The organism is Alloacidobacterium sp., from assembly GCF_035631355.1.
Taxonomy (GTDB): domain Bacteria; phylum Acidobacteriota; class Terriglobia; order Terriglobales; family Acidobacteriaceae; genus Alloacidobacterium.
This window is the reverse complement of the sequence record NZ_DASQIX010000119.1, coordinates 1-21,051: the sequence shown is the minus strand read 5'-3', so window position 1 is coordinate 21,051 and position 21,051 is coordinate 1. Positions and strand designations below refer to the sequence as shown.

Annotated in this window: 20 protein-coding genes and 2 tRNA genes; 11 read left to right on the top strand and 11 right to left on the bottom strand. The window is 54.4% G+C overall.

The window, feature by feature from the left end:
* Positions 1–348: 348 nt before the first annotated feature.
* Both VEV40_RS20475 and VEV40_RS20470 read right to left on the bottom strand, forming a co-directional pair.
* A tRNA-Arg gene (locus tag VEV40_RS20475) sits at positions 349–425 on the bottom strand.
* Positions 403–690: a hypothetical protein gene (locus tag VEV40_RS20470; protein WP_324834934.1), complete on the bottom strand. Its 288-nt coding sequence runs from the start codon at positions 688–690 to the stop codon at positions 403–405. The genes VEV40_RS20475 and VEV40_RS20470 overlap by 23 nt, the downstream gene beginning before the upstream one ends.
* Positions 691–794: 104 nt before the next feature.
* On the opposite strand from VEV40_RS20470, the gene VEV40_RS20465 reads away from it, so the two are divergent.
* Together VEV40_RS20465 and VEV40_RS20460 are read left to right on the top strand one after the other, a co-directional pair.
* The gene (locus VEV40_RS20465; RefSeq protein ID WP_324834933.1) at positions 795–1,538 is read left to right on the top strand and encodes a class I SAM-dependent methyltransferase; all 744 of its coding nucleotides are present in this window, start codon (positions 795–797) and stop codon (positions 1,536–1,538) included.
* A 22-nt stretch (positions 1,539–1,560) separates the two neighbouring features.
* Positions 1,561–1,953, top strand: a complete 393-nt coding sequence (locus VEV40_RS20460; protein ID WP_324834932.1) for an SgcJ/EcaC family oxidoreductase — start codon at positions 1,561–1,563, stop codon at positions 1,951–1,953.
* A 101-nt stretch (positions 1,954–2,054) separates the two neighbouring features.
* Here VEV40_RS20460 and VEV40_RS20455 read toward each other — a convergent pair whose 3' ends face one another.
* The gene (locus VEV40_RS20455) at positions 2,055–2,330 is read right to left on the bottom strand and encodes a hypothetical protein (protein ID WP_324834931.1); all 276 of its coding nucleotides are present in this window, start codon (positions 2,328–2,330) and stop codon (positions 2,055–2,057) included.
* 202 nt (positions 2,331–2,532) lie between these two features.
* Positions 2,533–3,003: a TlpA disulfide reductase family protein gene (locus VEV40_RS20450; protein WP_324834930.1), complete on the bottom strand. Its 471-nt coding sequence runs from the start codon at positions 3,001–3,003 to the stop codon at positions 2,533–2,535.
* Between the two features lie 142 nt (positions 3,004–3,145).
* Between VEV40_RS20450 and VEV40_RS20445 the strand changes: the two genes are divergently transcribed.
* From VEV40_RS20445 to truB, 5 genes are all read left to right on the top strand, one after another.
* Positions 3,146–4,189, top strand: a complete 1,044-nt coding sequence (locus tag VEV40_RS20445) for a glycosyltransferase family 2 protein (RefSeq protein ID WP_324834929.1) — start codon at positions 3,146–3,148, stop codon at positions 4,187–4,189.
* Between the two features lie 116 nt (positions 4,190–4,305).
* The gene (locus tag VEV40_RS20440) at positions 4,306–4,716 is read left to right on the top strand and encodes a 6-carboxytetrahydropterin synthase (RefSeq protein WP_324834928.1); all 411 of its coding nucleotides are present in this window, start codon (positions 4,306–4,308) and stop codon (positions 4,714–4,716) included.
* On the top strand, positions 4,713–5,138 hold the full coding sequence (locus tag VEV40_RS20435; RefSeq protein ID WP_324834927.1) for a 6-carboxytetrahydropterin synthase: 426 nt from the start codon (positions 4,713–4,715) through the stop codon (positions 5,136–5,138). The genes VEV40_RS20440 and VEV40_RS20435 overlap by 4 nt, the downstream gene beginning before the upstream one ends.
* Positions 5,139–5,157: 19 nt before the next feature.
* Entirely contained in the window at positions 5,158–5,775 is a 618-nt protein-coding gene (gene folE / locus VEV40_RS20430) for a GTP cyclohydrolase I FolE (protein ID WP_324834926.1), read from the top strand.
* 51 nt (positions 5,776–5,826) lie between these two features.
* Complete coding sequence (gene truB, locus VEV40_RS20425; RefSeq protein WP_324834925.1) at positions 5,827–6,699, top strand: tRNA pseudouridine(55) synthase TruB; 873 nt, start codon at positions 5,827–5,829, stop codon at positions 6,697–6,699.
* Here truB and VEV40_RS20420 read toward each other — a convergent pair whose 3' ends face one another.
* Positions 6,700–7,371, bottom strand: coding sequence for an arylesterase (locus VEV40_RS20420; protein ID WP_324834924.1), 672 nt, complete (start codon positions 7,369–7,371; stop codon positions 6,700–6,702).
* Between the two features lie 7 nt (positions 7,372–7,378).
* Between VEV40_RS20420 and VEV40_RS20415 the strand changes: the two genes are divergently transcribed.
* The gene (locus tag VEV40_RS20415) at positions 7,379–8,071 is read left to right on the top strand and encodes an ABC transporter ATP-binding protein (RefSeq protein WP_324834923.1); all 693 of its coding nucleotides are present in this window, start codon (positions 7,379–7,381) and stop codon (positions 8,069–8,071) included.
* The gene (locus tag VEV40_RS20410; protein ID WP_324834922.1) at positions 8,061–10,637 is read left to right on the top strand and encodes an ABC transporter permease; all 2,577 of its coding nucleotides are present in this window, start codon (positions 8,061–8,063) and stop codon (positions 10,635–10,637) included. Before VEV40_RS20415 ends, VEV40_RS20410 begins: the two co-directional genes overlap by 11 nt.
* 35 nt (positions 10,638–10,672) lie before the next feature.
* Here VEV40_RS20410 and VEV40_RS20405 read toward each other — a convergent pair whose 3' ends face one another.
* From VEV40_RS20405 to VEV40_RS20390, 4 genes are all read right to left on the bottom strand, one after another.
* Positions 10,673–13,759: a CusA/CzcA family heavy metal efflux RND transporter gene (locus VEV40_RS20405; RefSeq protein ID WP_324834921.1), complete on the bottom strand. Its 3,087-nt coding sequence runs from the start codon at positions 13,757–13,759 to the stop codon at positions 10,673–10,675.
* Entirely contained in the window at positions 13,759–14,841 is a 1,083-nt protein-coding gene (locus VEV40_RS20400; RefSeq protein ID WP_324834920.1) for an efflux RND transporter periplasmic adaptor subunit, read from the bottom strand. The genes VEV40_RS20405 and VEV40_RS20400 overlap by 1 nt, the downstream gene beginning before the upstream one ends.
* Positions 14,838–16,085 (bottom strand): TolC family protein, encoded by a 1,248-nt coding sequence (locus VEV40_RS20395; RefSeq protein WP_324834919.1) that lies wholly within the window; start codon positions 16,083–16,085, stop codon positions 14,838–14,840. Before VEV40_RS20395 ends, VEV40_RS20400 begins: the two co-directional genes overlap by 4 nt.
* A gap of 69 nt (positions 16,086–16,154) precedes the next feature.
* The gene (locus tag VEV40_RS20390) at positions 16,155–16,565 is read right to left on the bottom strand and encodes a hypothetical protein (protein ID WP_324834918.1); all 411 of its coding nucleotides are present in this window, start codon (positions 16,563–16,565) and stop codon (positions 16,155–16,157) included.
* Between the two features lie 148 nt (positions 16,566–16,713).
* On the opposite strand from VEV40_RS20390, the gene VEV40_RS20385 reads away from it, so the two are divergent.
* Positions 16,714–16,787, top strand: a tRNA-Gln gene (locus VEV40_RS20385).
* Between the two features lie 22 nt (positions 16,788–16,809).
* Here the strand turns inward: VEV40_RS20385 and VEV40_RS20380 are convergent.
* The gene (locus VEV40_RS20380) at positions 16,810–17,973 is read right to left on the bottom strand and encodes a site-specific integrase (RefSeq protein WP_324834917.1); all 1,164 of its coding nucleotides are present in this window, start codon (positions 17,971–17,973) and stop codon (positions 16,810–16,812) included.
* A gap of 658 nt (positions 17,974–18,631) precedes the next feature.
* A complete protein-coding gene (locus tag VEV40_RS20375; RefSeq protein ID WP_324834916.1) occupies positions 18,632–19,846 on the bottom strand; it encodes a cytochrome c3 family protein in 1,215 nt (404 codons plus the stop codon).
* A gap of 321 nt (positions 19,847–20,167) precedes the next feature.
* Here VEV40_RS20375 and VEV40_RS20370 point away from each other — a divergent pair.
* The coding region (locus VEV40_RS20370) for a carboxypeptidase-like regulatory domain-containing protein (protein WP_324834915.1) at positions 20,168–21,051 on the top strand (884 nt) is incomplete at its 3' end.

Below are 21,051 nucleotides of genomic sequence, written 5' to 3'. Positions count from 1 at the left end.
AGTATGGGACGATGATCACAAATAAACTGGACAGGAAAGCACTGGAGAGCGAACGCGAACGTGGCCCAGTAGCGCATCCCGGTGACCTCTAGATCTGAATTCCACCCACTCGCGAGCTTAGTCCAAACTGTGAGCCTGCGTGCGCAGGCTCACTTCATGCACCCGGGGTCCGACGACGATACGCAGTAATGCTTCCGCATCCTTTGCATTGATGTGGGGGTCGCCGAATGGCATCTCACAGTCGTTGGCGGGGAACGGAATCGTCCAGTGTCCCGGTGCATGAAGTTCAGTGATGTCATGCCGAAACTATGCTGAAAAACCTAACTGATTGTCAGATTAAGAGATATATGGCGCGCCCAGAAGGATTCGAACCTCCGACCTATTGATTCGTAGTCAATCGCTCTATCCAACTGAGCTATGGGCGCGCAAGGGTGGGGTGACTGCGAACTCATTTAAAGATATCAAGTTCCGGGCGGTTTCGCAAACTTCTGAACGCGCATGAACCAACTCATTCTGTTCTGGAGCTATTCTTATTTGCGCTGCGGGCAGCGTTTGATTCAGAGCAAAAAATAGCTGTATCGAAATAATGAATCCAGAAATTCCAATCAGTTCCGGTAAAGCAATCAATTGATATGTAAAGTAATGAATGATATACAAAGGCCATTCTGGACCTTGAACAAATCCGAACATGCTTCTGGGCTTTGTTGACCTGGCAAGGCATGGTTCTGCAAATGACGAAGTTTCACAAGTGCTAATATGCCTCCCATCATGACTGAGGGAGAATTGGACAGTCTATGTCAAATGCAAATGGCGCCTGGAAATCGCGTCTATACAACGCCTATGTATCTAGCGAACAGGCGGCGCCCGCGCTTAAAGAAAATGCTGAGTTGATGTTTCGCCCACGCAAGGCATTTTTAACGCATGTCATTTCACATCATTTACCGGCGAATCGAGATGTGCGAATACTCGATCTCGGTTGCGGGCATGGAGCGTTTTTGTATTTTCTGTCTCAGGCCGGTTACAGGAATGTAAGCGGAATCGATGTTTCACCCGAGCAAGTCGAAGTTGCGCACAAGTTGGGGATTGCCGAGGCCCGACTCGGACATTTGGAGGATTTGCTCTGCGATGAAAGCGACGGTTGTATTGATGCTGTTCTGGCTATGGATGTGCTGGAGCATCTGACGAGAGATGAGCTGTTCTATACACTTGATCACATCCATCGTGTATTGAAGCGTAACGGGATATGCATTGCGCATGTTCCGAATGCTGAAGGGCTATACGGCATGCGTATTCGCTATGGCGATCTTACGCATGAGCAGGCATTTACACCAACCTCGGTGAGACAGGTTTTTCGCACAATAGGATTCAGCAAAGTGAGTTGCTATGAAGACAAGCCTGTTGTTCACGGTGTGAAGAGCCTTGCGCGGCGCATGATCTGGGATGCGGGTACGCTATATCATCGAGCACTTTTATCGGCAGAAACGGGCACGACATCCGCAGTATTGTCGCAGAATATGTTGATTAAGGCGGTATCGTAAGCATAGATTTCGGCGAGGATCTATGACGACAGACGAGCAGGCAATCCGCGATTTGGTGACGCGTTGGAATGAGGCTTCGATGGCCGGCGATGTGGATACGGTCCTTGGCCTGATTGCCGAGGATGCGGTATTTCAGGTTGCGAGCCGGGAGCCGTTTGGGAAAGAGGCATTCGAGAAGGGGCTTCGCGGCGGGCTGGAGCAGGTGCGGGTTGATGTGCAGTCGAATATTCAGGAATTGCAGGTGGTAGGGGACATTGCGTACCTGCGGAACCACCTGAAAGTGACGCTCACTCCGCGCGGCGGTGGGGTACCGATGAAACGCTCCGGCTATACGCTTACCATCTTTCGCAAATTGCCGGACGGGAAGTGGGTGTTATCGCGCGACGCAAACATGCTGACTGCGGACCACTCGTAGGGTATCCAGGGCTAAAGCCCTGTCCCGACAGCGTCTTTTTCACTGGGCTGAAGCCCAGTGCTTCTACCTGAGAACTATTTTAAGAGGGTGGCTGCAGAGGCTCACTTCGCTGGCGCCGGGGCTGGTTCTGCGGCAGCTGCTACTTGCGGAGGGATGAGCGGCAACTCTTCCACAATATTGATTCCGGAGCGGCGCACCAATTGCGCGACTGTTGCCGCATTGAGCCGGGTTGCATCGTATTCCACGCGAATCGTCTTTGCTTCTTCCTTCAATTGAATGCGGCGGATGCCGTAGACTTCGCTCATGTCGTTGAGGGCAATGACCGCGGCTTCAGTCGGGTGATGTTCGTAGCGGAAGAGGATGTCCAGCGTGGTCACGATTCAATGATAACAAGGCAGATGGCATATCTGCTTAAAATCTATACGTTTCCCACTTTCGCGCTCAAAGCAGGGTGCTTAGATAAGGTGCCCGTTTTCCGCGCCCTGCTGAGAAACCGCAGGTTCCTTCGACAAACTCAGGCCAGGCTCTTCGACTGTGCCCCCTTCGGTCGCTCTGCTCAGGATGACAAATCAACAATGTTCAAAGATTTCTGAGGTAGTTGAGTATCTCAGGGTTGGTCCAGTCCTGCGGGCCGATGAATTTGCGGCGGATTCTGCCCTGGCCGTCGATGATGTAAGTCTCCGGCGGCCGCGTGGTGCCGAAGGCGAGGTTGCTTTGCTGTGATTCGTCGTGGATGGTGAAGAAGTCCACATGGTTATCGGCGAGGAACTGATGATAGGCATCGACTTCGTCGTTGAAGTCCACGCCGAGAACGACGATCTGAGGCATTTGCTGCTGGAGGTCGTTGAGGGATGGCAACTCTTCAAGACAAGGTGCGCACCACGACGCCCAGAAATTAAGAACGACGATTCTGCCACGATAATCGCTGAGGTGGATGGTCTTTGCGCCATCGACGATGGTGAAGTTGGGTGCTGCTTTGGCCAACTGCGCTGGATGGGAGCCGCGGTCGCATCCGCTGATCACAAGAAGAAGGACAATTGCCAATCCCACCCTATTCCACCCCAGCGTGCGAAAACCGCGTACTTTGGGGACCCCGGTATCGCGCAAAACCGGCGCGATAGGATGGGGTACCCAGGATTTGAGATTTCGGAACCAGCACACATTTCTATAATACGGTCTGGATTTCTCTGGAGTGGATTTGGACCTGTCTGTGATTGTTCCTGCGCGAAACGAAGAGGACTGTCTGGGCGCGTGCCTGGAGTCGCTGGTTTCGCAATCGGATGAGGGATGGAAACTTGGACGCGACTGGGAATTGCTGGTTGTGGATGACGGTTCGATCGACCGGACACGAGAGATAGCACAGAGTTTTACCGGCGTAACTGTGATGAGTCCGGCTGCACTGCCGAAGGGCTGGACGGGCAAGGCCAACGCTGTATGGACAGCAGCGAAGCAGGCGCAGGGCGAATGGTTGCTGTTTACCGATGCGGACACGGTACACGAGCCGGGCGATTTGCGGCGCGCACTGCACGAAGCGGAGAAGTACAAGGCGGCGATGCTGTCCTATTCGCCGCGTCAGATTGTGAGGGGTTTCTGGCAGCGGGCTCTGATGCCGCTGGTCTTCAGCGAACTGGTGCTGGCGTATCCACCGGCGAAGGTATCCGATCCTGAGTCCCGGTTGGCGGCGGCCAATGGCCAATTCTTGCTGGTTCAGCGCGACGCATATGTGCAGATTGGCGGCCATGAGGCTGTGGCGGATTCGATGCTGGAGGATGTCGATCTGGCGTATCTGGTGAAGCGGCGCAAGCTGGGGCTGCGCTTCAGGTATGCTCCGGATGCGTTGAGCGCACGCATGTATCGCAGCTTTGGGCAAATGTGCGAGGGTTGGACGAAGAACCTGGCACTGCTCTTCGGAAACACACTGATTACGGCGGGGTGGAAGCTGCTGGATATTTTCCTGCTGGTTGGATTGCCGGTTCTGGCATGGTATTTTCTGGGGCCGCTGAGTCCGGCCATGCCGTGGCTTACGGCACGGTTGGTGATTCTGCTGGTTTGGCTGCGGACGCTGTGGCGGTTTTATCGCAGGGTAATGAAATCGAATTTTCCATTTGTTGATTGCCTGCTGAGTATTTGTGGACTACCGCTGTTTGTGTGGCTGCTGTGGAGAAGCTGGTTCGACCACACGGTAACGAAGCGCGTAGTCTGGAAGGGACGTGAATATGCTGGCGGAAGTCGATGAAACGGAGACGCGGACTTTTGCATCTTTTGGGTAGGAGATTGTGGGACCGTTCAAGGCAGTAAAGACAGATCCTCCCCTTCACTCCGTTCAGGGTCAGGATGACAAGTATTTTTGAAATGATTTTATTGACAAGAAAAGCTGAGTTTTCCGCTTCGCATTATTACTGGAACGAGGCGTGGTCCACTGAAGAAAATGAGCGCGTCTTCGGTAAATGCGCCAATAAAAATGGCCACGGACACAACTACACGCTGGAAGTGACCGTTGCCGGCGAGGTGGATTCTACGTCCGGGTTTGTGGTGGACCTGAAGCAGTTGAAGGATGTGATGGAGCGCGAGGTGGTTGGAGTGTATGACCACCGGCACCTGAACAAAGAAGTGCCGGAATTTGCGAAGGCGATTCCGACGACTGAAAACATTGCGATTGCGGTCTGGAAGCGGCTCGACGGAAAGATTCCCGGCGCGAAACTGCATCGTGTGCGCGTATATGAGATGCCTGATCTCTTTGCCGATTTCTACGGTGAGCCATGAGGGCCTATTTTTCGCGCAGATATCGCCTCAGCGCTTCGCATCGGTTGCACTCAGATGCATTTACTGAAGACAAAAACCGCAATGTCTACGGGAAGTGCAACAACCCGCATGGACATGGTCATAACTACGTGGTTGAGGTCACGGTAGGTGGACCGGTGAATGCTGAAACCGGCATGGTGTGTGACATGGTCGAGCTTGATTCATGCGTGCGAAAAGAAGTGGTGGAGCGCTTCGACCATACGAATCTGAATCTCGATCCGCTATTTCAGGATCGTGTGCCGACCACGGAGAATTTATGTATTGGAGTATATCGGTTACTCGCGGCGGCTTTTCACAAGGCTGAAGTAGTGCGGGTGCGGGTGGAAGAGACCAGTAATAATTCCTTTGAATACCCGATGAATGCGCTCTTTGCTGAAGGGTGAGCGGGGCGGAAAGAGAACAATGATGGCAAGACCAGCTATTGTGCAAAAACCTGTGGCGACGGGCCTCGAAAACATTTCGACGCAGGACATTTACCGCGAGATTCTTCGCCGCTTTGATGAAGACCCGATGCGGGACGGCCTGGAGCGCACACCGGAGCGTGTAGAGAAAGCCATGACCTTTCTCACGAAGGGTTACCGGGAAAATCCGACGGAGATCCTGCGCGGAGCGCTTTTTGACGTGGATTACGACGAGATGGTGATCGTCAAGGACATCGAAATGTTCTCGCTATGCGAGCATCACATGTTGCCGTTCTTCGGCAAGGTGCATGTGGCCTATATTCCTAATGGCAAGGTAATTGGTCTGAGCAAGATCCCGAGGCTGGTTGAAGTATTTTCACGCAGGCTGCAGGTACAGGAACGGATGACGCAGCAGATTGCCGATGCGATTCAAGAAGCGATTGCGCCGCAGGGCGTGGGTGTCGTGATTGAGGCGCGGCACCTATGCATGATGATGCGCGGAGTGGAGAAGCAGCACTCATCAACGGTGACCTCGGCGATGGTGGGCGTTTTTCAGAAGCAGAATACGCGCGCTGAGTTTTTGTCGCTCGTGCGCGAGCGCGCGCCGAATGGGTTATAGCGCCTGTTAACCCTGACAGGCCCAGTCCGGCGCTCGGCTATAGTAGTCAAAGTGAACGGCCTTCTGGTGATCGACAAACCCGGCGGAATGACGTCGCATGACGTTGTCGCGCGGGTAAGGCGTGTGACTGGCGAGCCGTCGATTGGCCATCTGGGCACACTGGATCCGATGGCGACCGGCGTGCTTCCACTGCTTCTGGGCAAGTACACACGGCTGGCGCAATTCTTTGGCTTGCTTGAAAAATCTTATACGGGAACAATCCGGTTCGGCTTCGCCACGGATACCTACGATGCTGAAGGGCAGGCCATAGGCGAGTGTGTAGCTGTATCGCTAACGCTGGACCAGTTGCGTGAGGCAGCGGAGCACTTTCAAGGCGAGATTGAGCAGATGCCGCCGCCGTTTTCCGCCAAGAAAACAGATGGCAAGAGGGCCTATCAACTCGCGCGGGCCGGTGAGACTCCGAAGCTGGCTCCTGTGCGGATCACAATCAAGGCATTTGAAATTACTACTGTCGAAGGGGACACAGCAGCTTTTTCCATGACTGTATCCGCGGGGGGGTATGTGCGCAGCGTGGCGCATGAAATGGGCATAGCGTTGGGCTGCGGCGGACATCTCGCCAGCTTGCGGCGAGTTGCGGCTGGGCCGTTCGGCCTTGCGGACGCTGTACCGCTGGCCGAAGTGGAAGCGCTGACGATAGAGGCTCTGGAAGCGAGGATGCCGCATCCCAGAGCATTGCTGCCGGAACTGCCTGCGGTGACGGCAGATACCTTTGCGCTACGACGGCTGCGAAACGGCGCGACAGTGAACCTGCCGGAGTTCAGTCTTGCGCCGATGGTGAAGATTTTTGAGGGGCAGCGTAACCTGCTAGCCATTGGACGCCGCATTGCCGGGACGCTGTTTCAGCCTGTTGTGGTGCTGGTCTAACTATTTTCTGAGCAAAGGCGTAAGGGCTTGCAGGACGTTCAGCGCGACCTGTTGATTGCCCTTCGCCGTTGCATGGATGCCATCTTCCTGCATTGAGCCTGGAACCCCATAGACATCCTTGAATAGGAAGGGGATGAGCGGGACCCTATACTTGTGCGCCAGCATGGTGTAGGTCTCATTGAACTGTTGGATGTAGTCAGCCCCATAGTTCGGCGGCAGCGTAATGCCTGCCAGCACGACTCTTGCTCCCGCTTTTAGGATTCCCGAGACAATCTGATCGAGGTTCTGACGGGTGGTCGAGATGGGCAAGCCGCGCAGGCCGTCGTTACCTCCAAATTCAACGACCACAATTCGCGGGTAAAGAGAGAGCACGTCTTTCAGGCGGTCTACTCCGTCTTTTGTCGTATTGCCGTCGATGCCTTTGTTGAGGACGCGGTAACCGTATCCACGACTGTCAAGATCGCGCTGCAGGTAGTCTGGATAGGTCTGGCCTTCGGTGACGCCGTGGCCTGCGGTGAGTGAGTCGCCGAAGCAGACGATGATGGGCCGTGCGTGGTCTCCTGCTTTTGTTTGCGCGGCGCAGCCGGGATGGAACGTAGTGGCGAGGCAGAGCGTAAAAAGAAGCAGGAGAACGTATCGGCGCGTCACATAGGTATTGTAACGAGAGGACAAGAGCAGAATGATCGAAGCACGAGGACTGAAGAAGTCGATTCGCAATGGAAACCGGACAGTGGAGATTCTGAAGGGAATCGACTTGAGCGTGCCGCGAGGGCAGTTTCTTGCAATTATGGGAGCGTCAGGCAGCGGAAAGAGTACGCTCCTGGGGCTGCTTGCGGGTCTGGATGCGCCGAGTGCGGGCGAGGTGCTAGTGGACGGGACGGAGATCAGCCAGCTGCCGGAGGACAGTCTCGCTCTGGTGCGGGGCAAGAAGATCGGATTTGTATTTCAGTCGTATCAGCTCATTCCTACTTTGACCGCATTGGAGAATGTTCTGCTTCCTTATGAGTTGAACGCGAATGGCGACGGAAAGAAACGCGCCACGTCACTGCTTGAGACTGTTGGTTTGGGAGACCGGCTTCATCATTATCCTGTGCAGCTTTCCGGAGGCGAGCAGCAGCGCGTGGCGCTGGCGCGCGCCTTTGTTTTAGAGCCGCCGATTGTTCTAGCTGATGAGCCGACGGGAAACCTTGATACGACCAATGGTCAGCATGTGCTTGATCTGCTGACTGAGCGGCAACAGGAAGCAGGCACAACTCTGGTGCTGGTAACGCATGATCCACAAATCGCCGATCGCGCCGATCGCCGGATATTTCTGCGCGACGGCCGGATTGTTTCCGATGAGAGCGGAAGGCAGGCCAGCCATGGGGCCTGATCAAAAACCTGCGCTGGCATGGAGCACGGCAGCGAAAATCGCGTGGCGTGAACTGCGCGCTTCGCGAGCGAAATTCGTATTTGTAATTCTTTCAGTTGCAATTGGCGTAGCGGCATTGACTGGAGTGCGCGGGTTCAGCGAGTCCTTTCAAAAGGCATTGCTGGACCAGGCGCGCAGCATCATGGCGGCTGATCTCTCAGCGCGAATGTTCCGGCTTACGACCCAACAGGAAAATGTAAAACTGGACGCGCTTGCAGCTTCCAAGGGGATCGAGCGGACTTCGGTCACGGAAATGGTTTCGATGGCATCGCTGCAGGGCGATCCGGTTCCGTTGCTGGTGTCGTTGAAGGTCGTCGATCCGGCCAGATATCCGTTTTACGGAAAGATGATTCTGAATCCCGGGGGCGATCTGCGCTCTGTACTGACGGATTCAACTGTTGTTGTGGACGACAATCTGTTGGTGCGTCTGCGCGCGAAGATTGGGGACACGCTGAAGATTGGCGGTGAGTTTTTCAAAATCGCCGCTGTGATTGAGAAAGAGCCGGACCGTCTTACGGCCGGCATCGGTCTTGGGCCGCGTGTGATGATGACGCGGACGGCGGTGAATAAAACCGGATTATTGCAGCAGGGAAGCCGCGCTACGGAGCGGTACTTGTTTAAGCTGGGGCCGCAGAGCGGCAAGGTTGCTGACATACGAAGCGAGCTGGAGAAAATTCTGCCGGAAGCGCAGATCACAGATTTTCGCGAGACGAGCCCGTCATTAGCTGAAGGTCTCGATCATGCGACCGGCCTGCTGAGTTTGATTTGCCTGGTTGCTATGGTGCTTGGGGCAATTGGCGTAGGCATGGCGATGCGCGCGCATTTGCAGCAGCGAATCGACATTCTCGCCATTATGAAGTCGATAGGCGCAAAGTCGTCGGATATATTGCGGATTTATCTGCTGCAGACACTACTGCTGGGAGCGTCGGGAGGATTGATCGGGATTGCCTGTGGGCTGGGCGTCGAGTGGGCGTTGCCATTTTTCTTCGGCAAACTGCTGCCTATACAGCCGCCGTTACGTTTGCCGGTGCGTTCGGTGTCGGCGGCGTTTGGCACCGGAATTCTAACGACGGTGCTTTTCTGCCTGCCGCCGCTGCTAGATGTTCGGAAGATTCGCCCGAGTATTGTGTTGCGCAAATCTGTGGAGGGTGGCGATGGAGATGGCAAGTTGGGATTCTGGAAGAAGATTGGTGAAAGTAAAGCGCAGTGGATTTCTGTCGTCGTGATCGTCCTTGCATTGGCTGGAATCGCTGCGGGACTTGCGAATTCCATGCTGGTAGGGAAGTGGTTTGCAGCGGCGTTGTGCGGCCTGCTGGTAGTGATTCTCGGGCTTGCTGCTCTCACATTACGGACGCTGCGGGCGTTCTTGAATAAGACGCGCTTGCATCTGCACTCCGCATTGCGGCATGGGTTGGCGAATCTATACCGACCGGGAAACCAGTCTGCTGCTGTGCTAGCCGCGCTGGGAACGGGAGTCATGCTGATATTGAGCGTATTTCTGATGCAGCATGCCATTGTTAACCGGATGAATACCGATGTGGCGAAAAGCGCAGCGAACATTTTTCTTATCGACATCAGTCAGGACGAAGTGCAGGGAGTGAAAGACCTGCTGCTCAATCAGCCCGGTGTGGATAAGAAGTTTGAGGCGATTCCGATCGTTTCGGCGCGGATTACGTCGATCGATGGCGTTCCAGTAGACCAATTGAAGATCAAGAATTATCCGAAGCGGCTGCTGTCATCAGTTTCTGTCACATGGGCGGACTCGGTGCCCGAAGGTGTAAAGGTCACACAGGGGAAGTGGTGGCAGAAGAGCGACGCGGATGGTCTTGCAGTAGTGGATCATCTAGCGAGGCGATTGAATTTGCATCCTGGATCGTCGATTGATTTTGAATCCGGCGAGAAAACGATCCACACGAAAGTGGCTGTGATTTACAAGCCGGAAGGGGAACACGTATTTGCACGCAGCGAATTTATTTTGCCGTCCGGGCCGCTCCAGGAGCTGCCGAATGTGTGGTATGCGGCAGTACATGTGCAATCGAAGCAGATTCCGTTCATGGAGCGCGCATTATTTGCCGCATACCCCACGGTGACGGTGATCAACATTGCAGACATTCTGGATACGGTGCAGGGCGTGGTACACCAGATCACGCTGGTAATTCGGTTCCTGGCGGCGTTCTCAATCCTTTCAGGCGCAATCATTCTCGCATCCAGCGTGGCGAGCACCCGGTTCCGGCGGATTCGCGAAGTTGTAGTGCTGAAGACGCTCGGAGCCACGCGGAATCGGATTGCAGCGGTCTTCAGCATCGAGTTCGTAGTGCTGGGTCTGCTGGCGGGAGTTGTCGGCGTGATCTTCGCAAATCTGTTGTCGCGGGTGCTACTGCACAGAATGGAAGTGCCATTTCATGTGGAGTGGACTGCGAGCGGGGTGTCGGTAATTGCCACGGCTGTGCTTGCAGTTGCAACCGGCTGGATAGCCAGCTTCCGCATCCTTGGGCAGAAGCCACTTGAAGTGTTGCGTGAAGAGTAAGTGCTCCCACAGTTGATGTGGGAGCACTCAGCATGCTACTCCTGAAGGCTATTCTCAAATTCTTCGCGTGACGTCAACGCCCTCACAAGCAGCGGCATGACGAACAGGATCGAGAATACGGTGGTCAGCATTCCACCGACGACAACGCGGGCGAGCGGTTGTTGCGCCTGAGCTCCGATACCATTGGAGACAGCGGCAGGCAATAGACCGAGACCCGCAGCCATACAGGCCATCACCACAGGGCGCATCTCGTCGAGGCAGCCTTTCTCCAGCCCATAGTTGAATCCTTCTTCGCGTTGCGCGCGGCGGATTCCTGAGAGAAAGACCACAGCGCCCAAGGTAGCAACTCCGGTGAGCGAGGTAAACCCCACGGCAGCAGAGATACTGAAGGATGTGCGGGTAAGGAACAGCGCGAGAATGCCGCCGATGGCCGCGAAAGGAAGCGTCCCCAGAACGATGAAGGCATCTCTCCATGTGCGGAACTGAATGTAAAGGAGAACGAGAATTACCGCCAAGCTTACTGGGATGATGTATGCAAGGCGACGCTGCTCTTTTTGCAGGCTGTCGAATTCTCCTGCCCATGTATAGTTGTAGCCGCTTGGCAGCTTTATTTTGTCTGACAACTGCTGCTTCAGGTCCTGAATGGCACTAGCGAGATCGCGTCCGCGTACGCTGAACTTGATAGGGATATAGCGGCGTCCGCCCTCGTGGTAGATCATGAAAGCCCCATTCTTGAGACTTACGTCGGCAATCGCGCCAAGCTGCACCTGCTGTCCGTCAGGCGTCGGCAGAAGAATCTTGCTGATGGCTTCCGGAGTATCGCGGTATTGCGGCGCATAGCGCAGCGCGAAGTCAAAGCGACGGTCACCGTCAATGATTTGCGTCACAGGCGCGCCTCCGACTGCGGCCTGGACAACGGCGTTCACGTCCTGCGGCTGAAGGCCATAGCGCGCGGCTTTGCTGCGGTCGATGGAAACCATCAGGCTTGGCTGACCGGTAACTTTGAAAACGCCAATGTCAGCGATGCCTTGTACTTTGCTCATTACGTCTTCGATCTGGTCGGCGATACGGGTGAGGTCATCGAAATCATTGCCGAAAAGCTTAAGAGAGTTTTCTCCCTTTACGCCGGACATGGCCTCTTCGACATTGTCCTGAATGTTCTGCGAAAAGTTGAAGTCGATGCCCGGATATTGCTGGAAGTCTTTTTCGATGGCGGCAATCAGAGTGTCCTTGTTGCCGTGGAATTGCGGCCGCCACTCTCCTGCCGGTTTCAGGCTGGCCAGAAACTCGATGTTGTTAAAGGTGCTTACGTCGGTGCCGTCGTCCGGACGGCCCATTTGCGACACAACCTGGGTAATTTCGGGGTAGGAGCGCAGCGTCGCCCGAATTTTGTCCGCCATCTTTTCTGATTGAGGAAAGGAAATATCCTGCTGCATCGTTGCGCGGATCCAGAGGTTGCCTTCTTCGAGCGCCGGCATGAATTCGCCGCCCACAAAAAAGATGAAGAGCACGACGGCAAGGACGAGACCGGCGAAGGCGACAAGCCATGAGATGACTTTGAACTTGAGCGCGCGTCTCAATCCCTTGTCATAGTGACGGCGGAAAAAAGCGCTCAACCATGTCTCTTGCGCTTCATGCTTGATCTGCTTCGGGACGGCAAAGGAGCCAAGCACTGGCGCGAACACCAGCGCGAAGATCAGTGCGCCTGTCAGTGCGAATCCGTAGGTAACGGACATGGGCGCGAATATCTTGCCGGGGACGCCTTGCATTGTGAAAAGAGGAATGAAGGCGACGAGAATAATCAGCGTTGCAAAAAGGACAGGCTTGGCGGCATCGCCTACGCCCTCCATGATTAGCTCGCCGACATCTTCACCTTGTACCCTGCGCGAAATTTTGCGATATACGCTTTCAAGCACAACAATGGAGGCGTCGACGAGAATTCCGAAATCGATCGCTCCGATGGAGATGAGGTTGGCCGAATGGTTTGTGAGAACCATCAGGGCAAATGAAAACAGCACTGCGAAAGGGATGGTGATGGCCGCAATGGCTGTAATACGCAGATCGCCGAGCATGCTTAGAAGGACCAGTGTTACCAGGATTAATCCCGTGATGATGACGTGGCGGACGGTGCGCGTGGTGGTGTTAATAAGAGTTGTTCGGTCATAGATGGTGCTGATCTTCATGCCGGGAGGCAGGAGATTGCCTTCGTTTAATTCTTTAATTTTTGCGCGAAGACCTGCCAAGGCAGGCAGAGACTTCTCATTTTTTTGCAATAGCACAATGCCTTCAACGATGTCGGGCTGCTCGTCGCGGCCGACTTTTCCAAGACGCGGCTGGTGGCCTTCTTTGACATCGGCCACATCCTTAAGCAGCACAGGCACGCCATTACGTTCAGCAATGACGATGCTATCCATATCGGCAATCGAGTGAAGCAGACCGATACCGCGCACGTTCACGCTCTGGCTGCCAAGTGTTAAGTAATTACCGCCTGCGTTGGCGTTGCTGCTCTGGATTGCATTGACAACCTGCGACATGGTGACACCGTAGGCGAGCAACTTATTGGGATCGACCTCTGCCTGATATTGCCGCGTTGTGCCTCCAAATGTGGCGACGTCAATAATGCCAGGAACCTGCTTCATTTCGCGGACAAGCAGCCAATCCTGTGTGGCTTTGAGTTCGTTCAGCGAATACCCGGGGCCTGTCAGTTGGTAGCGGTAGATTTCGCCAATAGGAGACTCGGGAGAAAGCTGCGGTTGAAGATTGTTCGGCAAGTTGACGGATTGCAGCCGGTTGAGAGCTTCCTGCCGGTCAGTGAAGTAGTCGCTATCGAAGGTAAAGTACAGCTTTACATCGCTCAGGCCAAAGATGCTGATCGAGCGTATCTGTTCGAGATGAGGCGTTCCATTCAGCCCTGCTTCAAGAGGAACAGTAACCTGCTGCTCCATTTCTTCGGCGGACCACGATGGGTTCTGCGTGATGAATTCAACCATCGGCGGAGATGGATCAGGATATGCCTCAATATCCAGCTGCAGGAACGCCATTACGCCCCCAGCGAGCGAGGCGAGAAAGATGATCAAAATGATATTGCGGTATCGGAGAAGCGTGCGAATAAACGCCTGCATTACTGCGCTCCCGCCTGGCGCAGCAATTCGGCGCCTGTGCTTACGATCTGCTCTCCGTCTCCAAGACCATGGGTGATTTCCACAGCGTTCTCATGGGTCTCGCCCAGTTCTACATCGCGCCGCGCATACTTATGATCAGGCGTTGCGACAAAGACATAGTTTTTGATTCCGTCGCGAATGACCGCGGTAGAGGGGACGACAATTGCCTCACGTTTGAGATTTGCAACCGAGATGGTTGCAAACATCTGCGGCTTGTACTTGTGTCCCGGGTTGGCAAGCACTACGCGCACCTTGAGCGTCAGGGTAGTGGGGTCAACCGCGTCAGAGATGTTATCGATGACGCCACTGCGGACCTCATTCGGATAGCCGTTGACACGGACTTCTACGGGTTGTCCCCGGCGTACGGCGTCAACATTGTTGGGATAGAGGTCGCCGATAACCCAGATTGAGTCAATGTTCGCGATAGTGGCAATGGCATTAGCGTTGTCAAGCGAGCGTTGCAGTTCTCCCGGTGCCGTGCCCACGTCGAGAACAATGCCGCTGATGGGTGAGCGAATTGGAAGATCAACTGACGAGTCATTTTCTGAGAATCCCAGGTTGTGCAGCGTTTGCAGTGTGCGCTGGAGTTCGGCATGATCGGCGTCGCCAACCGCCTTCAGGTCGTCGTAATCCTTTTGCGCCATCACCTCATGCTGAAGCAGTTCCTTGGCGCGCTGCAGTTGCAGGTCAGCCCGCGCCGCTTCAATCTTCGCCTTCTCATAATCAGATCGGGCAGACGCGCCGTCATTGCTCTGCAGTGTTCCAATGGCCTGGCCTTTGCTGACTTCCTGACCTGGCAGGGCCTTAAGCGTGAGGACACGCCCGCTGAGTGGCGGATAGATATGTACCACGTCAGTAGGGTTTGGCATCAGGCGCGCCGGCAGGGTAAGAGTGTCAGTCACCTGTGACGGATGAACAGTCACAGTATCCACCACATCTTTGCTCGTAGTCGGCGCCGGAGACGGCGCTTCGCTCGAATGATTGCAGGCCGTGAGCGCCATCAGGCATGTAATGAAAAGGGCGGCGTAATATTTGTTGCTCATGGAACGATCTCCGTAGCGGCGGCGAAGCTGAGTTGATGAACGGCAAGCCAGGCCTGGGTATTTGCATTCAAGGCGTCAAGGTGGATCTGGCGGTAATCTCGCAGAGCGTCCAGATAATCCAGCAGTGTGGTGCCGCCGTGACGGTAGCTGAATTCCAGGTTGTCGCGGACACGATCAGATTCCGCTAGGTAATGGCCGTTGTAACGCTGCGCCAGATGCATCGCCGCTTCGTAACCGGCCCATGCCTGGTCCACGTCATTTAAGACTTGATTACGGACAGCCGTTTCGGCGAAGCGGCTGGACTGCGCTTCGTACCGCGTACGCTCTTTTTCACCTTGATTGCGGTCAAAGATGCGTATTGGGATGCTGATCTGGAAACCTGCACTGTTATAAACGCCGGTGCGCTCGTATTCGCCTCCGACGGTTGGATCCGTTGTCCCGCCAGCGTCGGCCAGTCTGATGTTGGAATCAGCGAGGCGCACGGATTGTTGCGCGGCAAGATAGTCCGGTCTTGATTGAAGGGCCTCTTGCTCGATCTGTGTCAGGGGAGTGGTGATTGTGGGTGGGTTCAGCGTGCCGGTGATGTCGAATGTATCCGTTGGCTTTTCGATGCCCAACAACAGTTGAAGCTGGTCGCTCGATTGTGTGAGGTTGAGCTTCGCATTGTCGTAGTCTGATTCGAATTCAGCGAGCTGAAGGTCAATGCGCTCGAAGTCCGTTGCGCTAATGTCGCCGGTATTCAGGCGCACCTTACTGAGATCGACGGTCTTGCGATAACCCTGAAGATTGTCATCGGCAATCTGTAGCTCAGCCTTGGCCGCGAGCATTTGCGTGAAGGCCTGCTTGACGGCGAGAGCCGTCTGGCGTTCCGAGTCATTGTACTGGTTTTGTGTGACATCCGTTGTAGCGCGGGCGATGTCCAGCCGCCAACGGCGTTTTTGCCCGCGTTCAAAAAGACGGTTGATATTCCCGGCATATGAATATGGACTGCTGGGATTGTTGGCCGGCAAGGTCACATCGGTTCCGGACAGCGTGAAGCTTGGATTCTGGCGCAACCCCGCCGTAATTTCATTGGCTTTGGTCGCTATTACGTGTTGCTGCCCTGAGAGCAGGTTTGGATTTCTGGCGCGGGCCATGTCGAGAGCCTGCTGTAACGTCAGCGGCTGCTGGGGCGCCTGCGCATGCAATTGCGCAACCGCGAGAGCGGCGAGCAAAAAAGCGCTTCTGTTGAGAAGTCGTTTCATACACACATCCCTTGTGGGGTGATGGGGCCTGGTACAGCCGATAATGATCTGAAGTTGCGGGAGGAGCGGCTAAACGGCCAGAGGAGGCGGCCGGTTTGCTATCTGCCGAATCGATCTGGTCTGTGGGCGCAGGCTTTCAATTACTGGCTCGATGCGTGCATAGATCTGCACATCGGACAATTGCTCGTATGACAGCAGAGTCGTGTTCAGAAGAGCCGGAATGTCCGCAGGTTGATCCGAATTCGGCAACAGATCAGCGCGTCTTGTCACATGCTCTATTTCCGCCGCAGACATGGCTTGCACATCATCGGTCATGGAAATGACCGGGAGCAGAATGACAATGAGCATCGCCAGCGCCAGTAGCTGGACTCTCCAATCCACCTGTCCTGAAGACGCGACGGCACGGCGCGATCCTCTGATCCAAAGCGCGGCAAGTGACAAAGAAAGCACAAGCCATACGAGATTGAGGAGAAGTTCCAAAACTGACAATGCGATTGTACTTGATTAGACGTGATGATTTTGGTTAAGGAGATGTTAAGGATGTGCGGCGGTTGACCTATGCTGCTAGAGCTTTTACTATGAATGAGGTATCAGTTCATCCAGCAGCGGGTCCGCTGCGCACTATTACTGCCCCCTCGTTCAATGGTAGGACAGCTGACTCTGGATCAGCATATCGGGGTTCGAATCCCTGGGGGGCAGCCAGTTTAGAATCATCCGCTTACGTTCAATTTACCCAAGCATCTCGCCGGACAATGTCAGGCGAAATGTCAGGCAGCGGAACAGTCTTACGATTCCGCTTGTTGACAATCTCTGCAGCCTCATCAAGCTCAGGATGCAGATACCTTTGCGTCGTACTCAGGCTGTGATGCCCAAGCAGTTTTTGCAGGGCAGCTATGTTTCCGCCCTCGTCCAGATATCGAGTCGCGTAGGTGTGACGCGCCGTGTAGATCACATACGAAGACGGGATCTGTGGAAGGCCCCGCAGATTAGCCTCTTCGTTTGTTTTCTCCACTGCTCCATAAAACTGCTTCGTTACAGAAACCCGATGCCCACACTTGGAACGCGACTTGCCCTTCTTTGTGATGGCAGCCGGGAAAACCCACTCGCTTTGGGTCTGACGAGCCCTCAGGTGCGCTCGCATGCGATTGGATAGAGCTAGATACCTTTTCGAGCGCATGGACTTCCCAAAGGGCACCAGAAGCCGATCCCGGTCCCAATAGATGTGCTCCCAACGCATCCGCATGACCTCTTCCGGTCGCATCCCGCAATCCAACATGATCACGAGCACATCTGAAAGAGGATCGTTTGCAAAGCGCAACAGCAGAGTTTCCATTTCGCGCGTGAAGGTTCCCTCGCGGCCATGCTCTTCGCGCATCTTGATGCGCGGGACGCCCCGGAGAATTCCAACTTCCATCCCATAAGAAAGCATGCGTCGAAGGGTGCGAAGTGCCTGGTTCGCGTTGGATGGTCCACCAGGGAATGCCAACACATCTGCTTCCGGCGCACCGATTTGATCCATGCGCATGTGAGCCACGTCCGTCGTCTTTAATAGTCGCCAGCCATTCCGGTAGCAGCGCTCTGTATCCGCATCCAAGCTGCCAGCGAGTTTTCGTTTTAGGTTGTACTCAAGAAATTGCTTAGAAAATTCCCTGAGCAATGGGGCTTTACGAAGGGCTACGTTACCGCCTTGTTGTTTGACCTCCGCTTTTTTCAAAACCTCGAACATCTCAGCGCGACTCTTGACCGTCTCTTTCGTCGAGCCCCAATAGGGGACACCATCAATTTCGAATTGATAGTGCCAATACCTACCGCGTTTTCTTAGCACGGATCTCTCCCTCAAATGCTGCCCGCACGGAAGGAACCCGCTTGCACTTTTCCAGATGGTCAAGTACATGAGGCAAATAATATCGCACCGAGGCGTTCCTGCCCGAGCCGAGTTTGACGTAAGGGAAACCTATCCCCTGGCACCGCTGACGCCGTAGAGACTTTTCACTTAGGCCGAGCCAATCGGCGAGTTGTTTTTCTGTGAAAACTTCCGCATTGCGAATCTGAGCCAAACTCTCATGGTTGGGCAGCTCGCTCGCTGCCTCCGCAACACCCTTAAAGATCTGCATGAATTTTTCCTTTGTGAATGGATTGGGTGTTACGTCTGAAATGCATGAATCTCAAGAAATCCGGCTCCCTCAATATCCGCGCGATATCAGAGACCGTTAGCAACCGCGGGGAATGCTCACCGCCAGTTATTCCTGTCACTTTGTGAGGAAATATGCTGAAGATCTGCGCCATTTCGACTGCCTATGGCCCAATCATGTCCTTGTTTTTCGCGGGTGTCCAAGACCTTCTACGTCAACGTTGATGCCGCTGAAGCATCAATAAGGCACAGCGCAGAAATCTTGAGGCACTACGGAAGCGAAAGGAAATTCGAGGAGTCTTAAAACCTAACTCAGGCCCACATGAAATGGGGCTCTCGGCGGCGAACGATTTTCCTGTCATTCGAATTCCACTCCGGTTAATTGCTTACCGACAGCGAAAATCAGAATGATCCTCTACTGCGCTACACGCCAAGGTGATGCTGTCGTCCAGTCTTTCAACTCGGATAAAGCCCACTCGTTGGACTTGTCTGTATGGCAAGATGTGCAGGGATTGGGAATACCGAATTGTTGCGTAAGCCTTGGCGAGATGAAGCGGAACGTGTGGCTACTGACGAAATTATTGCCAAGAGTCTGGGCAATCTTTGGCATGTGGCATGAGGTGCACTGACTGCCTGCGCTGTCTTCGCCGTGGTGGGTGTGCTCGCTCACTGTGCCAGGGAGCCCAGCTGGATTGTCCTTTGTGTGGCAGCCCAAGCAAAGCTGGTTACCCTTTGCGATCAGATTGGATGGGTTCTCGTTACTATGAACCTGATGGCAGTCGAAACATCGTAATCCACGGTGGTACATGACACTCTGGACAAAGTCGTTTCCCTGCATTCGGTTCTTGTGTGCAGAGCCGTCCTGCCAGGAATAGAAGTCCTGAGTGCCAAGCTTCGATTCTTCAAGGTTCCAGAAGTCGGCGAGCCTTTGTCCGGGAAGGAAACCGACAGGCCAATCGACATACTTGCCCTGAGTCGGAACCTCCAGCGGTCTGCCCTGAGTGTGGCACTGCATGCAGATGTCAGTCCCACGTACATAATCCAGTTTCGCTGGATTCACGATATTCGTTGCGGTGGGATGCGCGACGTGTTCGCTGCCGGGGCCGTGGCACTTTTCGCAGCCGACATTCCACTCGGTCACCTGCTTCGTTTCTAGGTTGTAATTTACGGAATGACAGCCGTCGCAGGTTGGCCCCGTAGGACGTCCCGCATTGTTCTTTGGATAAAACGGTACCCACCAATCGGCTCCATCGGGCACGTGATACGGCAGCCATTTTCTGTTCTTGATATCCCACTGTGCAGGCAAGGGGTAGTAGTCGTCTCCGCGCTTTTCAAAATAGCGCTGTTTCCACCGACTGCCATATACGAAAGCGACTTGGCTGAGGTCAAAAGGACGATTTGGATCAGGATGCTCAAAGTCACCCAGCACTGCCTCGGGATGAATCTTAGGATCGCGGACGACATTGGCCATGCGTGTCTGCTTCCAGCCGTCGTAGGTTTTCGCATGGCAATTACGACAGCTTTCGGAGCCTACAAAGTGCGGCTGCTTGGCCCCGATGGCTTGCGCGTCAGCCACTCCCACAAGAACGCCAAAGACAATCGGCACGGCAGTTCTGAATAGACATTTCATCTGGTCATCCTGAGCGAAAATTGTTGACAGTCAGAGGAATGATGCCGGCGGTTCCCCCTGTAGCTCCAAAATAGCAATAACCAACGGCCAAGAGTTTCATCTAATGAATCTCTTAAGGAATGCTTCAGGGAAAACAACTTTACTGAGACTTGCAGCGCAGTTGGCCGGAAGCCTTCTGGGGTGTCAGATCTTACTGAGAATTACTTTGTATTTCCGAGGTTCATGAAGTCTCGACTCTACTTGATCGTTTTGCTACCGGGCATTCTGACTCCGACGGTGTCTGCGCAAAACTCGGCCCCTACACGCCCGATCAGGGGAACCGTGCAAGATACAAGCGGGGCTGTCATTCCCGGTGCTCAAGTAGCTGTTACCAACCAAGATGGAAAGGCAATCACTCAGGGACTGACCGACAATGCTGGCAACTTCTCTTTTAACGGCTTGCCAACAGGCTCCTACACCGTTGATGTGACAAAAGACGGATTTCGGGAAATAAAGCAGCAGACAAAGACCAGCTCGGAGGTTCACCCACAAATCCGGATTGTGCTGCCAGTGGCCACTGTAACTCAGGAACTGATCGTCGGCCCATCCGACAATGCTGCGCAGGTAAGCACCGAAATCCCACAAAACCAGACTTCCAATGCAATTGACCGTGACGCTCTCGACCGTCTACCAGTCTTCGATCAGGACTACATCACCACCATGTCGCGATTTCTTGACCCAGACGCGACCGGCACGAACGGGGTGACGCTGGTGGTGAATGGCGTGGAAGCGAATGGTCCTGGTGTCACGGCGTCTGCGATCCAGAGCGTCAGGATTAATCAAAACCCATATACAGCTCTCTATTCGCGGCCCGGACGCGCCCGGATCGAAATCACCACGAAGGGCGGCACTCCGCAATTTCACGGCTCCGGCAATTTCCTTTACCGGGACTCCGTGTTCGATGCCAGCAATGCCTTCGCGACCACGAAGCCATCGGAACAGCGCACATACTATGAAGGCTCTCTGACCGGCCCTCTCAGCCATAGCAAGAAGACAACGTTTCTACTCGCCCTTGACAAAGACAACGACAATCAGCAGGCGATTGTGGTCGCAGCGGGTCCGAATGGTGAGATCAACGCCAATGTTCCCAATCCGACGAATCACTACTTCATTTCAGGCCGCGTATTTCACGACTACAAACAAGGAAATCAGTTTTGGATTGGATA

Excerpts from the sequence above, each read along its gene's own strand:
- VEV40_RS20470 (WP_324834934.1), bottom strand. The coding sequence starts at position 690 with ATGTTCGGATTTGTTCAAGGTCCAGAATGGCCTTTGTATATCATTCAT.
- VEV40_RS20465 (WP_324834933.1), top strand. The coding sequence starts at position 795 with ATGTCAAATGCAAATGGCGCCTGGAAATCGCGTCTATACAACGCCTAT.
- VEV40_RS20460 (WP_324834932.1), top strand. The coding sequence starts at position 1,561 with ATGACGACAGACGAGCAGGCAATCCGCGATTTGGTGACGCGTTGGAAT.
- VEV40_RS20440 (WP_324834928.1), top strand. The coding sequence starts at position 4,306 with ATGATTTTATTGACAAGAAAAGCTGAGTTTTCCGCTTCGCATTATTAC.
- VEV40_RS20435 (WP_324834927.1), top strand. The coding sequence starts at position 4,713 with ATGAGGGCCTATTTTTCGCGCAGATATCGCCTCAGCGCTTCGCATCGG.
- folE (WP_324834926.1), top strand. The coding sequence starts at position 5,158 with ATGATGGCAAGACCAGCTATTGTGCAAAAACCTGTGGCGACGGGCCTC.
- VEV40_RS20415 (WP_324834923.1), top strand. The coding sequence starts at position 7,379 with ATGATCGAAGCACGAGGACTGAAGAAGTCGATTCGCAATGGAAACCGG.
- VEV40_RS20410 (WP_324834922.1), top strand. The coding sequence starts at position 8,061 with ATGGGGCCTGATCAAAAACCTGCGCTGGCATGGAGCACGGCAGCGAAA.
- VEV40_RS20405 (WP_324834921.1), bottom strand. The coding sequence starts at position 13,759 with ATGCAGGCGTTTATTCGCACGCTTCTCCGATACCGCAATATCATTTTG.
- VEV40_RS20400 (WP_324834920.1), bottom strand. The coding sequence starts at position 14,841 with ATGAGCAACAAATATTACGCCGCCCTTTTCATTACATGCCTGATGGCG.
- VEV40_RS20395 (WP_324834919.1), bottom strand. The coding sequence starts at position 16,085 with ATGAAACGACTTCTCAACAGAAGCGCTTTTTTGCTCGCCGCTCTCGCG.
- VEV40_RS20375 (WP_324834916.1), bottom strand. The coding sequence starts at position 19,846 with ATGAAATGTCTATTCAGAACTGCCGTGCCGATTGTCTTTGGCGTTCTT.